The following is a 15,048-nucleotide window of genomic DNA, read 5'->3' as shown; positions in this document are numbered from 1 at the left end:
GGACGACGGATGACGAAGGTTCAACCCGACTGGCTCGCGCTCGCGACGCGTTTCGCGCAACTGCCCGACGCGCAGCGCGCCGTCTTCATCGACAAGCTCGATGCGGCCGGCATCGACTTTCGCGTGCTGCCGATCCCGCCGCGCACGCCGCGCAGCGACCGCGTGAGCGCATCGTTCGCGCAGACGCGGCTGTGGCTGCATGCGCGACTGATCGACGCGCCGGACGCGTATCACATCACCGAGCGGCTCGCGCTGACGGGCCCGCTCGACGCGCATGCGCTGCGGCTTGCTTGCGACGCACTGATCGCGCGCCATGAAGCGCTGCGCACGACCTTCGACGAAGCGGAGGACGGTGTCGCGCAGACGATCCATCCACCGCTGCGCTGCCCGTGGCGCGAGACCGATCTCGAAGCGCTGCCCGACGCGCAGCGCGGCGCGCGCGCCGACAGCGTCGCGACCGCCGACGAAGCCATTGCGTTCGATCTCGGCGCGGCGCCGCTCGTGCGTGCCCACCTGATCCGCTTCGACGCGACGCATCACTGGCTCGCGCTGACTGTTCACCACATCGTGTCGGACGGCTGGTCGTCGGGCGTGATGCTCGACGAGCTCGCTGCGTTCTATCGCGCCTATGCGTCGAACGAACCGGTGCCGCTCCCGCCGCTGCCGATCCAGTATGCGGACTACGCGCTGTGGCAGCGCCGCTGGCTCGACGCCGGCGAACGCGACCGTCAGCTCGCGTTCTGGCGCGAGCGGCTCGATCCGCAGCGCGGCGTGCTTACGTTGCCGGGTGCGGCCGCACGGCCCGCACGACGCAGTGCGCGCGGCGCGCGCCAGATGTTTTCGCTCGACGCGCGGATCGGCGCGCAACTGCGCGCCTTCGCGGCCGCGTCGGGTGCGACGCCGTTCGCGGTGCTGCTTGCCGCGCTCGATGCGTTGCTCGCCCGCGCGACGGGCGACGCGCGGATCTGCGTTGGCGTGCCGGCCGCGAACCGCGAACGCGCGGAGACGGGCGGCCTGATCGGGTTCTTCGTCAACACGCTCGCGATCGATGTCGACGTGCCCGCGCATGGCGATTTCTCGTCGCTGGTCGCGCGTACGCAGCGTGCGCTCGTCGATGCGCAAATGCACCAGGACGTGCCGTTCGAACAGGTCGTCGACGCGCTCGGCGTGCCGCGCAGCGCGAGCCACCATCCGCTGTTTCAGGTGATGGCCGCCTATGGCGAGCGCCGCGCGCTGCCCGCCCTGGGCGCGGCGTCGGCCGCGCTGTTGCCGTCCGGCACGCCGTCCGCGAAATTCGACCTGACGCTCGCCGTCGAGGCAACGCCCGACGGCACGTTCGACGCCGCCTTCATCTACGCGCTCGACCTGTTCGACGCGGACGCGATCGCGCGGCTCGCCGCGCGCTTCGTCACGCTGCTCGGCGACGCGCTCGCGCGCCCCGACATGCCGATCGGCGATCTCGACTGGCTGCCCGCCAATGAACTCGCGCAACTCTTCGCGTGGAACGCGCCGGCGGGTGCGGCCGAGGCCGAACCGTTCGTGCCTGTGCATGCGCGCATCGCCGCGCATGCGCAGGCGCGGCCCGGCGCGCGCGGCGTCGCCGACATCGATCGCGCATTCACGCGCGGCGAAGTCGACGCCCGCGCCGCACGCATCGCGCGCAATCTCGTCGCGGCCGGCGTGCGGCCCGAGATGCGCGTCGGCGTCGCGCTGCAGCGTTCGGTCGACCTGCTGGTCGCGCTGATCGCGGTGCTGAAGTCGGGTGCCGCGTTCGTGCCGCTCGATCCGGCCCATCCGCGCGAACGGCTCGCACAGATCGTCGGCGACGCGGGCATCGCGCACGTGCTGACCGACGCCGCGAGCGCCGCGTCGCTGCCCGATCTGCCGCAACTGCGCATCTGGCGAGCGGACCAGGTGGAGGCATTCGACGAAGCCGCTCAGGTCGAGCTGCCGGACGTGCTGCCCGGCCATGCGGCATATGCAATCTACACGTCGGGCTCGACCGGCAAGCCGAAGGGCGTGATCGTCGATCACGCGGCATTCGCGCGGCACTGCGTGGCGATCGCCGAGCGCTACGGCGCGAGCGAAAACGACGTATTCCTGCTGTTCCAGTCGGTCAACTTCGACGGCGCGCACGAAGGATGGTTTTCGCAATACCTGTCGGGTGCCGCCGTGTCGGTGACGGCCGACGTGCTGTGGCCGCCGGCGCAGACCTGCGCGATGATGGTCCGCGACGGCGTGACGATGACCTACGTGCCGCCCGGCTGCGCCGCGCAACTCGCCGAATGGGCGCTCGCGCACGGCGCACCGCCGACGCTGCGTTCGCTGACCGTCGGCGGCGAGGCGACGTCGCGCGAAGCGTTCGCGATGCTGCGCCGCGCGATGCCGAACGTACGGGTGGTCAACGGCTACGGCCCGACCGAGACCGTCATCACGCCGACGTTGTGGATGTTCCGTCCCGGCGACGATCTCGCGGCACTCGGCGACGCCGCGTACCTGCCGATCGGCACGCTGGTCGGCGCGCGCACCGCGCACGTGCTCGACGAGCGGCTGCATCCGCTGCCGGTGGGCGTGATCGGCGAACTGTATCTGGGCGGCGAGGGAATCGGCGTGGCGCGCGGCTATCTGGACCGTCCGGCGCTGACGGCCGAGCGTTTCGTGCCTGACCCGTACGGCGCGCCGGGCGCACGCCTGTACCGCACCGGCGACCTCGTGAGGCGTCGCGCGGATGGCGTGTTCGACTTCATCGGTCGCGTCGATCATCAGGTGAAGCTGCGCGGGTTGCGCATCGAACTCGGCGAAATCGAGGCCCAGCTCGCCGCGCACGATGCGGTGCGCGAAGCATGCGCGGTCGTGCACGGGCAGGGCGCGCAGGCCCAGCTCGTCGCGTACGTCGAACTGAGCGCAGACGCGCAGGCCGCGGCGCAACCCGTCGAAGCCGCGACGCTCGATGCGCATCTGCGCCGCACGCTGCCCGACTACATGGTGCCCGCGCAACTGATCGTGCTCGACGCGCTGCCGCGCAATGCCAACAGCAAGGTCGACCGCGCGCGGCTGCCCGCGCCGGTGCGCGTCGAACGTGAATACGAAGCGCCGCACGACGGCGACGAGGCCGTGCTTGCGGCGATCTGGCGCGACGTGTTGAACGTCGTGCGCGTCGGCCGTGGCGATCACTTCTTCGACCTCGGCGGCCATTCGCTGGCCGCGGTGCGCGTCGCGACGCGTGTCGCCGAGCGGCTTCGCCGCGATGTGCCGGTACGCGCGCTGTTCGAAGCGCCGGTGCTGGCGCAATATGCGCGGCAGGTTGCCGACGCACCGCGCGCTGCATACGCCGGTGCCGCGGCGCCGGGCATCGCGGTGGTCAAACCCGATGCGCACGGTGTGTGGCCGCTGTCGCCCGCGCAGCTCGGCCTCTGGTTCCTGTGGCGCGCGCAGCCGGACAGCGCCGCGTACAACATTCCGGTCGCGCTGCGCGTGCGCGGTCCGCTCGACGTCGCTGCGCTGCGCGCAGCGTTTTCCGCTGCGGCAGCCGCGCATCCGGCGCTGCGCACACGGCTCGTCGTGCGCGACGGCATGCTGCCGGGCCAGCGGATCGAAGACGCCTCGACCGTCGCGTTGCCGGTCGTCGATCTGTCGGCACAGCCCGATGCGCTCGCTCGCGCGGCAGCGCTGACCGATGCGGATGCACTCGCACCGTTCGATCTCGTCGCCGATGCGCCGCTGTGGCGCGCACGCGTGCTGCGGCTCGGCGCCGATGATCACGTATTGTCGGTGACGATCCATCACATCGTGTCGGATGGCGAATCGATCGAGCTGTGGCTCGATGCGGTGCGCGCTCGCTATGTCGATAGCGTGCGCGGTGAAACGGCATCGGCATCGACGCCCGCGGTGGAAAACCGCACGCTCGTCTTGCCTGCGCCATGCCACCCGGCCCGCGTCGCATACTGGCGCGACGCGCTGGCAGAGCTGCCGTCGTGCGTGCTGCCGCAGCGTGCGGATGCGCCGGCCGTCCCGCAATGGCGCGCGGCACGCATCGCGTTCGAGTTCGATGCGGCGCTGATCCGTACTGCGCGCGACGCAGCATCGGCCGCGCATGCGACGTTGCCGATGCTGCTGCACGCGGCGCTCAATACCGCGCTGTTCCGCGCGACCGGCGCGGCCGACCAGCCGGTCGGCGTGCTCGCGTCGACGCGCGAGTTGACGGGCGACGCGGCGCGCGATGCGCTGGGACTCTTCATCAATTCCGTCGTCGTGCGCACGCGTATCGGCGCGGCGGCCCGCCGCGCGGACGTGCTCGCCCAGGTGCGCGACACGGCGCTCGCCGCGTATGCGCATGCCGACGTGCCGTTCGCCGACGTCGTCGCGGCACTGCGCGCGCCACGCACGGCGCAGGCCAATCCGCTGTTCCAGGTGATGTTCAACTACCTGCGCCCGACCGGTGCGACTGCGCGCGACTGGGCCGGATTGTCGCTCGCCGAATTCGGCGACGTGCGGCATCGCGTCGTGTTCACGCTGGAGCTCGACGTCGTCGAACATCCGGACGGCCGCGTGAGCGCCGCGTTCTCGTATGCGGACGAACTGCTCGACGGCACGTTCGTCGACACGCTCGTCCGGCTGTATCACGACGAAGTCGCCCGTTTCGCCGGTGCGCCGGAAGCGATGCTTGGTGCGCCCGATGCGCGGGTCGCTGCACCCACCGCGGACGCAGTCGCGCCGGTGCGCCATGCGGCGCACGGCACGGCAGCGTCGGCCGCCCCGAACGCCGTTGCATCGCTCGCGGCGTTGTGGTCCGACACCTTCGCGACGGCCGCGCCTGCGCCCGACGCCGATCTGTTCGAGGCCGGTGCGACGTCGTTCGACGTCGTGCGCTTCGTCGACGCGGCGAACCGCGCCGGTCATCCGCTGACGGTGGCCGACGTGTTCGCGTCGCCGACGCTCGCTGCGCTCGGCGCATGCATCGGCACACCGGTCCAAACCGGCCTGGAGGTGCGCGATGCTGGCTGAAGTCCGCCCGGACGGAATCACGATGCCCGACACGTGCCGCCTCGTATTCGCGGACGACCTGTTCGCCGCGCGTGACGACGCGGAGATCCGCGTTGCGCACGGCGACGGCATCGGCGCGCAGTTGCTGCGCGCGCAACTCGCGGACGACGGCACGCTGCGCCTCGTCGCATACAACCATCGCGCGGCGCCGGCCGACCAGCGCCGCGCGCTGCTGGCCGCGCTCGCCGCGGCGTTTTCCGACGATGTCCGCCGCGCGGCGATCCGGCTCGACCCGGCCGCGTGGCCGGCAGTCGCGCTCGACGCGCTGCGCGCGAGCGGCGTGCTCGCCGACGGTGGCCTGTGCATGCGCGAAGGCTGGGCGCAACAGGCGGACCTGTGGCGCGTCGGTGCGCATCTGCCTTGCGCGACGCTGCCGATGCTGACCGACGGCCGGCGTCATCCGCGCCGGCCGCCGGCGCCGCGCGGCGACGTGTACGCCCGCGACCTGCCGGCGCTCGGCGTGCGCTTCACGCTGCGCGGCTGGCAGCCGGGCGAGGACGCCGCGCGCGTCGCGCGCTGGTTCGACGAGCCGCGCGTGCGCGACGGCTGGCCCGGCACGCAGCCCGGCGCGGACGGCACGGCGCCCGATGCCGATCCGCACGTAACGCCGCTCGTCGGCTGCTTCGACGGCGAGCCGTTCGCGTACTTCGAAGCGTTCTGGCTGAAGGAAGACCCGCTCGCACCGCACGTCGGCGCGCGCGACTACGACCGCGGCCTGCGGATGCTGGTCGGCGAATCGCGCTGGCGCGGCCCGCATTGCGTGGCGGGCTGGCTGCCGTCCGTCGTCCATTACCTGTTTCTCGACGATCCGCGTACCGAAGCGCTCGGCTGCGCGGTCCCGGCCGGCCACGCGCGGGTCGTCGACATCCTCGCGCGGCATGGCTTCGCGCGGCAGCGCCGTCTGGCGCTGGCCGACGCGCAGCCGCTGTGGATGCACGCGCTGCGCGAGACGTTCTTCTCCGGCCGTCATGTCTGACGGGCCGGTTTCACCGACAAGGGAGCTGAGAGACATGCAGAGAGAAACCGTATTCGACCTGATCGGCGTCGGCTTCGGGCCGTCGAATCTGGCGCTGGCCGTGCGCCTTGCCGAGCGCGGCGGTGCGCGCCCGTTCGCGCATTGCTTCGTCGAACGCCAGCCGGAGTTCGGCTGGCATCGCGGGATGCTGCTCGACGACTGCCGGATGCAGATCTCGTTTCTGAAGGATCTCGTCACGATGCGCGATCCGAAGAGCCGCTATACGTTCATCAACTATCTGTTCGAACGGGGCCGGCTGAACGAATTCGTCAACCTGAAGAATTTCTATCCGACCCGCGTCGAATTCCACGACTACCTGAGCTGGGTCGCGGAAGCGTTCGACGAGCACGTCCATTACAGCGAGACCGTCACGGCGATCGAGCCCGTGCGCGGCGACGGCGCGCGCATCGACGCGCTGCGCGTGCTGTCGCGCGATGCCGCGGGCCACGAGCGCCAGCGCGTGACACGCGCGCTGTCGGTCGGCGTCGGCGGCACGCCGGCGGTGCCGGACGCGTTCGCCGCGCTCGGCCGGGACCGCGTGATCCACTCGTCGTCGTATTTGACCGACATCGACCGGCTGGTCGCGTCGCCGGACGGCGAGCGCCGCCGCGTCGCGGTGATCGGCGCGGGGCAGAGCGCGGCCGAGGTGTTCATCGACCTCGCGCGCCGCTTCCCGCACGTCGACGCGAGCCTCGTGATGCGCGCCGGCGCGCTGAAACCGGCCGACGACAGCCCGTTCGTCAACGAGATTTTCAGCCCGGCGTTCACCGATGTCGTTTACGCACAGCCGCAGGACGCGCGCCGCGCGCTGCTCGAGCGCTATCGCGACACCAACTACGCGGTAGTCGACCGGCCGCTGATCGAGCAGATCTACGAAATGCTGTACCTGCAGCGCATCGACGGCACGCCGCGTCATGCGCTGCTCGCGAACAGCGCGATCGAAGCCGCGGTGCGTGCCGCCGACGGCCGCATCGAGCTGACGCTGCGCGACCGGATGAACGGCGCCACGCGCGTCGAGCGCTTCGACGCACTCGTGCTCGCGACCGGCTACCGGCGCGACACGCATTCGGCGCTGCTCGAAGGGCTCGCGCCGTACCTGGGAGACGCGCTCACGCGCGGCGACGTGACGCGCGACTACCTGCTCGCGACGCCCGAGCACTTCGCGCCGCGCATCTACCTGCAAGGCTGCTGCGAAGACAGCCACGGTTTGTCCGACACGCTGCTGTCGGTCCTCGCACGCCGCGCGGACGAAATCTGCGCGTCGCTCGAAGACGGGAGCGCGCCCGGCCATGACGACGGCGCGGCCCGGGCAGTACATGAACAACGACATCAAAACGGGGTGAGCGCGGGCCGGATGGCTTTCGCTCTTTGACAAAGGCGCGGTCGGAGACCGCATAAAAAACTGGAGCAGAGAAAGATGGAGTGGGCAACAGGCACGCGTTTGCGTGCGATCGCAGCCGCGGCAAGCGTGGCGTTCGGGACCGCGGCGGCAGGGCACGCATTCGCCCAGACGGCGCCGGCCGTGAACGCAGGCGCTGCGGCGCCGGTCAGCAGTGCGCAGAACGGCACGGCGGCGAGTGCGGCGGCCGGTGCATCGAGCGGCGCGGCGACCGGCACGCTGCCGGCGATCAACGTCAACGCGGGCTCGGAAGGCGACGGCACGGTCGGGCTCGTCGCGAAGCGCAGCCGCAGTGGCACGAAGACCGACACCCCGATCACCGAAATCCCGCAGACGATCAACGTCGTCACGGCACAGCAGATCGAGATGACGGGCGCGACCGACGTGAACGCGGCGCTGCGCTACGTGCCCGGTTTCTCGTCGTACGGTTCGGACAACCGTTCCGACTGGTACGCGGCGCTGCGCGGCTTCACGCCGACCGCCTACGTGAACGGGCTGCAGGTGCCGAACACGCTCAACCTGTCGAGCTGGCGCGTCGATCCATACATGATCGACAGCATCTCGGTGCTGCGCGGGCCGACCTCGGTGCTGTACGGCGCGGGCGACCCGGGTGCGATCATCGACGTGCAGACCAAGACCGCCGACGGCGAGCGCGTGCGCGAAGCCGGCGTGCAGATCGGCAACTATGCGCGCAAGCAGTTCATGATCGACGTAGGCGACAAGCTCGACCCGGACGGCCAGTATGCGTACCGGTTCGTCGGTGTCGCGCGCGACGGCAACGCGCTGTCCGGCCCGAACAACGACCAGCGCGTGTCGCTCGCGCCGTCGTTCCGCTGGCGCCCCAACGCGGATACGTCGCTGACGCTGTCCGCGACGTACCTGCAGGACTGGGGCGACATCTCGTCGAACTTCCTGCCCGCGCAGGGCACGGTGCTGCCGAACCCGAACGGTCAGATCAACCAGGACATCTACGAAGGCGATGGCAGCTTCAACTACTACCGCAAGAAGCAGTGGTCGCTCGGCTACCAGTTCGAGCAGAAGCTGACGCCGGCGTGGACGTTCCGCCAGAACACCCGCCTGATGCACCTGTCGCTCGACAACGGGTCGGTGTGGGGCGCGGGCTTCGCCGACGACACCCTGACCGACGTCAACCGCTGGGCCGGCGTGTTCCAGATGAACTACAGCCGCTTTGACATCGACAACAACCTCGAGGGCCGCTTCGCGACGGGCCCGCTCCAGCACACGCTGCTGCTCGGTTTCCAGTACAACCGCCAGACCGCGACCGACAGCGAATGGCTGGCCGCCGCACCGACGCTGAACCTGTACAACCCGGTCTATACGCCGGTCACGCTGTCGGTGTTCTCCGATCCGAACACCACGTACCGGACCAACACGTACACGACGATGAACACGTTCGGCCTGTACGCGCAGGATCAGATCAAGTGGAACCGCTGGACGCTGACGCTCGGCGGCCGCGAGGACTGGGTCAACATGCGAATGGACGACCGCGCGGGCGGCACGCAGTCGAAGGCCGACGTGACGGCGTTCACGGGCCGCGTCGGGCTGACGTACGAGGGCGACTATGGCCTGTCGCCGTACGTCAGCTACGCGACGTCGTTCAACCCGCTGATCGGCGTGAGCCTGTACGGCGGCGGCCTGCCGCAGCCGACGCGCGGCAAGCAGATCGAGGCCGGCCTGCGCTGGCAGCCGCCCGGCAAGAACATGATGCTGAACGCGGCGATCTACCAGATCAACCAGACCAACGTGCTCACGCCGACGCCGACGGATCTCGATCCGGCCGGCACGACGCAGATCCAGACGGGTGAAGTGCGCTCGCGCGGGATCGAACTGAGCGCGACCGGCAAGCTCACGCGAAACCTGTCGGTGATCGCGTCTTACGTCTACCAGGACGTGAAGAACGTGAAGGCCAACGACGATTCGCTGAACAACTGGCCGGTCGACATTCCGCGTCCGCGCCAGATGGCGTCGCTGTGGACCGACTGGACGTGGCACACGGGGCCGCTCGCGGGCTTCGGCCTCGGCGGCGGCGTTCGCTATCAGAGCGCGTCGGCCGGTGCGTCCGACAACTCGCTGTCGGTCTCGAGCGTCACGCTGTTCGACGCGGGCGTGCATTACGACATGCGTAACTGGCGCTTTGCCGTGAACGGGACCAACCTGTTCAACCGCCACTACATCAGCGGTTGCCAGTCGGCGAACGTCTGCATTTTCGGCACCGACCGCACGGTGATCGCCACCGCGAAATACAACTGGTGACGCCGCGCGCCGCGGCGTGCCGGCCGGCCTTCGGGCCGGTCCGCGCGAGCCGCGGCGGCGCCGTCCGCTTTTTCCACGACGCCTCCATGCCGAAGAAAAATCTCGTCTATATCCAGTCGCTGCGCAACGGCGCGGCCGATCGCGCCGGCCAGCCGGTCGCTTACCGGGGCGGCACGCGCTACATGAAGGCGCCGCTCGAATTCCTTGTCGAACGCCTGAACGATTCAACGCTCGGCGAGCGCTATGCGCTCCAGGGCGTGATCGTCGACGACGACGAAGGCTCGCCGGCCGACCGCGCGAAGGTCGCAGACTACGGGTTCGCGCGCACGCCGGGCCGCCCGTGGATCCTGCCGGAAGGGCTGACGGTGCAGGGCCGGCTCGTCGACGAACTGTTCTGCACGATTGCGTCGACGTATCGCCGGCTGCCGCGCGATGCGCGTGAGCGCGTGACGGGCAAGCAGGCGTTCGAGCGCCGGCTGCTCGAACGCCTGCTCGAGCTCGACGCCGACGTGGTTGTGCTCGACGGGCTGCTCGTGATCCTCGACGAGCTCGTGCGGCCCGGCGCGCGCTTTCACCGGCGCATCGCGAACATCCACCCCGGCATCACGGCCGACGATTCACCGTACCAGCGGCGCGGCGCATGGGCGACGCTCGATGCGCTGCACGGCGCGCGCGGCGAGCGCGTCGACTGGGCAAGCGGCGCGAGCACGCGCGTCGAACCCGTGACGATGACGGGTGCATCGTTTCACTACGTCGACAACGGCATCGATTCCGGCGAAGTGATCTGCGACGTGCTCGACACGCCGATCGCGCCGGACGACACGATTCTCGAACTGCGCTGGAACAACTTCCAGCGCAGCCTGTTTCCGGCGCTCGAGCGGGGGCTGCACATCCTCGCCGACCGCCACGACGCGGGAGCACTGTGATGGAAGACACGCTGACGAAACCGGCTGGTGCGGCAGATGCCGTCGAAGGCGAGGTGGCCGCGGCGCTCGACGGCGCGGCGCATGCGAGGACGCAGCCGACGTCTCCCGTCGAGCGCGCGCTCGATGCATGGCGGCCCGACGATCCGCCGGCTGCGCTGCTCGCGGAATTCGTCGCGCTGTTCAACACGGATACGCGGCACGATATGGCGACGGTGTCCGTGCCGCTGGGGAGTGCCGATCCGGCGGCTATCGCGTCGTACGTCGACCGCGCGGTGCGCGGGGGCGTGATCGACGGCGCGCAGATCGAAGGCGGCCGGTTGCGCCTGAATGCATCGCGCGCGACGTTCTGGCAGAACCCGCAACCGTGGCTGACGGCGCCCGCATCGAGCGGGATGCCGCTGCGCTACGCGATCACGAACGGCCATCGGCATCCGGTGCGACCGCCGTCGCCGGCCGGCGAGATCTATGCGCGCTACATGCCGCAGGTCGGGATGACGTTCAGCCTGCGCACCGTCGACGTCGACACGCATGCGCAGCTTTTCAGCGACTGGATGAACCTTGATCGCGTCGCGCACTTCTGGGATCAGCGCGGCACGCGCGACGAGCACGCCGCGTATCTGACGGAGCGGCTCGCCGATCCGCACATGCATCCGATGATCGGCTATTTCGACGACACGCCGTTCGGCTATTTCGAGTTCTACTGGGCGAAGGAGGATCGGCTCGCGCCGTTCTACGATGCGCACGACTACGATCGCGGGCTGCACCTGCTGATCGGCGACTCGCGGTTCCAGAGCGCGGGCAAGCTGCATGCGTGGTGGAGCGGGGTGCTGCACTACATGTTCGTCGACGAACCGCGCACGCAGCGGCTCGTGGGCGAGCCGCGGGTTGATCACGTGCGGCATATCGCATACATGCACCGGCTCGGGTTCTACACGCTGAAGGAATTCGATTTCCCGCACAAGCGCGCGGCGCTGACCGTGATGGAGCGCGAAACGTTCTTCGACACTTTCCGGTTGCCGTGACCGGACGGGGACGCGCGGCGGCCGGGTGACGTGCCTCGCGACCTGCCGGGGTGGGCATCGGCCGTTCGGGATATGGATCAGCCGGGCCGCATGAGGAAGAATGGATTTCCTTCCCATCCACGACAGGTCGTGACGATATGGCCAGTACACTCGCCACAGCGCGGGGCGCGCCTCCCGGTCCACGCCCCCGGCATTGACATATGCCAACATATGCCTGGAATGGGCGCATCGAACTCCCGAGGAGTGGCTCATGCGCACCGTTTCCATTTTCAAGACCGCCCGTAACCAGGCAATCCGTATCCCGAAGGACATGGAATTCGAGGGCGTAACCGAGCTCGAGATCCGCCGCGAGGGCGATACGCTGCTGCGTCCGGTGCGACCGACATGGCTGTCGTTCGCGAACGAACCTCTGGCCGATTCCGACTTCCTCATCGAGCGCCCGGCCGTCGTCGAAACCGGCCGTTTCGACCTGTCCGGCGCCGATCACGACGCCTCGCCGGAGTCGGGCCAGTGACGACGCTCTACATGCTCGATACGAACATCCGTTCGTTCATCATGCGCGAGCGGCCGCCCGTGGCGTTGTCCCGGCTGCAGTCGTGCGTCAATGCGCAGCACCGGATCGTCGTGTCGGCGATCACCTATGCCGAAATGCGATTCGGCGCCGTGGGCAAGAAGGCATCGCCCAGGCATGCGGAACTCGTGACGGCCTTCGTCGCAAGGCTGGACGGCGGGCTGTCGTGGGATACGGCCGCAGTCGACGCAACGACCGCGGTTCGAGCCGGGCTCGCGGCACGCCGATCGGCGCAAACGATGCGTCGATCGCCGGCCATGCGATTGCCGCCGGCGCGGTGCTCGTGACGAATAACAGTCGTGAATTCAGTTGCGTCGCGGGGTTGTCCGTCGAAGACTGGGCAATGTCGGCCTAACGTGCGTTCCCGCAAGTGAAAAAGTCATGTCCCGGTTCGGGCGGCTGACACGTACATCGGCAGACTCGGAATGGGCTCGAACAACGCCTCGATATCGTCGGCCGAGAACTTGACGTTTCCCGATGCGTTATCGGCGAGTATGGCATCGATGGAAAAGAGGAGTCAGATCGACGACATGCACGGCATTTTACGCCCGCAAGTCTCGAGGGCGCGTCTCGCATCTTGCTGGCGCGCCCCGGACTGTTTGTCGTACTGCCGCTCATCTTCGGCATGCGGATAGATACCCGTGAAAGCGATCGACGCATCATGCAGGTTCTTCCGGATGAAGCGCAGGCCGGTGTCGGCGATGCACGTCACGCCCGGGAAACGGGCCGATCCGTGAGGAAGGCGCCGCGGAACGCGTCGAGATACCGGTCTGCGTCGTCGTTGAATTCACCAGGCAACAGCGCGAACGCACGTGCCAGCAGGTCCTGCCCGAGCATCGCGTAAATCGCTTCGTCGGATAACAGCGCGTGAATGGCGTCGCGCGTGGGCGGCAACGCAATCCGCTTTGCATCGCGCGCCAGCAACGCCGCCGCCGCCAGTTCCGGCTGGAAGCCATGCAGTTCCACGAGATCGGGCGCAACGTCCCAAATGCGCTCGCGATTGCCCGCGTCGTGAAAATGCGTGAGCAGGAACAGCAGGTCGTACGCGTCGCTGTTCTGGCGCGCGCGCCGGTCCTTCCACGCAAGCAGTTTCAGCAGCACGAGTGCCGGCAGGCTGGCCACCGGCACCACGACGCCCGCGCCGACCGACACGGGCAGCGCCGTATCGACCGCTTCCTGGAAACCCAGCACGTTCAGCACGAATTCGCCGCCGGGCGGCCACGCGATTTCGCCGGGCGGCGTTTCGAGCGGCCCGAAGGGCACGAGATCGAGCTCCGTGCGAAACCCGTGCGTGCCGCTGTCGAACAGCAGCTTTTGCTGATGCTTCGGCGCGTGCGCGAATTGCCCGGTCGCGACGAGCGCATCGACGAGCTGCGCGTGAAACGGCCAGCTCACCGCGCACACCGCGATGTCGACGTCCCGCGTCGCGCGCACCGGCCGGATGCCGTGGACGTGCCACATCAGGATGTCGCGCGCGGTCGCGCCGGCGACGACGAATGCCGCGTCGAGCCGTGTGCAGGCCGCGCCGACCGCACGCAGCAGCGAGAGCGCGGCCGGCTCGAGCGGCCGGCGCGGGTCGACTTCAAGCGGGCGGATGGGCGAGGTATCGGTCATGGATCTGCTCGGCGGCGGCAAGATTGCGGCTGTCTCCAGACGAGACGAGATCCGCGTAGATCAGGAGCGGCGGCACGAGCGGCACCTCCTGCTCGCGCCAGTCGAGTGCCGGCGACGGCGGCCAGAACGCTTCGAGCAACTCGACGTCGCCGCGCTCGTCCGGACGCAGGCGCGCCTCGAGCAGCAGGCGGTTCGGCACGGTGCCGTGCGTATAGACGGTGATCGCGGCCGGTTTCAGGTCGTGCGTCAGCAGGTCGGCTGCCGGTTCGCCGCCGAGCCGCGCACCGAACGCCGCGAAATCGAAGTCGCGCCACCAGTCGGGCGCAAGCGCGGCAAACCGCCGGGCCGGCAGTTTCGCGCGCAGCCGGCTCGGGTACAGTGCGACCCATTCCTGCACGAAGCGTGGCCAGTCGGGAATCAGGCGCTCGCCGTTGCGCCGCTGCGCGACGAGGCCGCGCGCAATCAGATCGTCCATCGCGAGATTGACGGTGCCGAGCGCGACGCCCGACTCGGCGGCGATCGCGCGATACGGCTGCGCGACAAGCCCCGGCTGCGTGGCGATCGCGAACATCACGGCGAGCCCCTTGGGCGTCGTTGCGCGCGAGGCCTGACGGCGCGGCGTGCGGGCAGGTTTCGGCCGGCCGGCGATCATCACGGTGGCCTCCGGCTGGATCAGGCTCGCATTGCCGGCGGTATCGAGAAACGGAATGTCGTGCTCGGTCAGGCGGGCGGCCAGTTCGGCAGAAAAATAAGGCGCGACCAGCATCAGCGGCCGTTCGCCCGGCGCCGGCGTGCCGCCGCGGCGACGCAGCAGCGCGAGCGCGCCCTGCAGCGATTCGACGCCGACGCTCACGGCCGCCGGCATTTCGAAGGTCTGCCCAGCGATGTCGAAGCGGATCATTGCGTCGGCACGCGCCTGGCCCGCCGCCGGCACGCGCACGGGCCGAGCATTGAAGCGTCGGGTCGCGCGCGCGAACGCGGCGCAGGCCTCGTCGAGCACGTGCTGTTCCGATATCGGGAGAGGAGCGTTCGCGGGCATCACGGAGGATCGCTTGTTCACTGTTTTGTCAGTGTACACAAAAAATGTACAGCTTTCAAAAAATGAACAAATTCTCTCAACCATTTGATGTAAATGAAGTATTCCAGGATGATGGGCAACAGAAAACGACACCCTCCGCATGAAA

Annotated in this window: 9 protein-coding genes and 1 pseudogene; 8 read left to right on the top strand and 2 right to left on the bottom strand. The window is 69.1% G+C overall.

The annotated features are described in order from the left end of the window. Window positions 1–9: 9 nt before the first annotated feature. From DIE13_RS02815 to DIE13_RS02780, 8 genes and pseudogenes are all read left to right on the top strand, one after another. Complete coding sequence (locus tag DIE13_RS02815; protein WP_124825736.1) at window positions 10–5,004, top strand: non-ribosomal peptide synthetase; 4,995 nt, start codon at window positions 10–12, stop codon at window positions 5,002–5,004. Beyond that, window positions 4,994–6,019, top strand: coding sequence for a GNAT family N-acetyltransferase (locus tag DIE13_RS02810; RefSeq protein ID WP_124825735.1), 1,026 nt, complete (start codon window positions 4,994–4,996; stop codon window positions 6,017–6,019). The genes DIE13_RS02815 and DIE13_RS02810 overlap by 11 nt, the downstream gene beginning before the upstream one ends. A 34-nt stretch (window positions 6,020–6,053) precedes the next feature. Then, on the top strand, window positions 6,054–7,430 hold the full coding sequence (locus tag DIE13_RS02805) for a lysine N(6)-hydroxylase/L-ornithine N(5)-oxygenase family protein (protein WP_124825734.1): 1,377 nt from the start codon (window positions 6,054–6,056) through the stop codon (window positions 7,428–7,430). Window positions 7,431–7,475: 45 nt separating this feature from the next. Continuing rightward, on the top strand, window positions 7,476–9,731 hold the full coding sequence (locus DIE13_RS02800) for a TonB-dependent siderophore receptor (RefSeq protein WP_124825733.1): 2,256 nt from the start codon (window positions 7,476–7,478) through the stop codon (window positions 9,729–9,731). A gap of 86 nt (window positions 9,732–9,817) precedes the next feature. Then, window positions 9,818–10,657, top strand: coding sequence for a formyltransferase family protein (locus DIE13_RS02795; RefSeq protein WP_124825732.1), 840 nt, complete (start codon window positions 9,818–9,820; stop codon window positions 10,655–10,657). Then, a complete protein-coding gene (locus DIE13_RS02790) occupies window positions 10,657–11,679 on the top strand; it encodes a GNAT family N-acetyltransferase (RefSeq protein ID WP_124825731.1) in 1,023 nt (340 codons plus the stop codon). The genes DIE13_RS02795 and DIE13_RS02790 overlap by 1 nt, the downstream gene beginning before the upstream one ends. 250 nt (window positions 11,680–11,929) lie before the next feature. Then, window positions 11,930–12,193, top strand: coding sequence for a type II toxin-antitoxin system VapB family antitoxin (vapB, locus tag DIE13_RS02785; protein ID WP_124825730.1), 264 nt, complete (start codon window positions 11,930–11,932; stop codon window positions 12,191–12,193). Continuing rightward, window positions 12,190–12,605: pseudogene (locus DIE13_RS02780) on the top strand (type II toxin-antitoxin system VapC family toxin). The gene vapB and the pseudogene DIE13_RS02780 overlap by 4 nt, the downstream one beginning before the upstream one ends. Window positions 12,606–12,958: 353 nt before the next feature. Here DIE13_RS02780 and DIE13_RS02775 read toward each other — a convergent pair. Together DIE13_RS02775 and DIE13_RS02770 are read right to left on the bottom strand one after the other, a co-directional pair. Beyond that, window positions 12,959–13,864 (bottom strand): nucleotidyl transferase AbiEii/AbiGii toxin family protein, encoded by a 906-nt coding sequence (locus DIE13_RS02775; RefSeq protein ID WP_124825729.1) that lies wholly within the window; start codon window positions 13,862–13,864, stop codon window positions 12,959–12,961. Beyond that, entirely contained in the window at window positions 13,833–14,903 is a 1,071-nt protein-coding gene (locus DIE13_RS02770) for a type IV toxin-antitoxin system AbiEi family antitoxin (RefSeq protein WP_124825978.1), read from the bottom strand. Before DIE13_RS02770 ends, DIE13_RS02775 begins: the two co-directional genes overlap by 32 nt. Window positions 14,904–15,048: the final 145 nt, after the last annotated feature.

Origin of the sequence: Burkholderia sp. Bp9016 (genome assembly GCF_003857765.1) — a bacterium.
Lineage (GTDB): Bacteria > Pseudomonadota > Gammaproteobacteria > Burkholderiales > Burkholderiaceae > Burkholderia.
The sequence above is the reverse complement of the archived record's forward strand: the minus strand, read 5'-3'. Positions and strand labels throughout refer to the sequence as shown.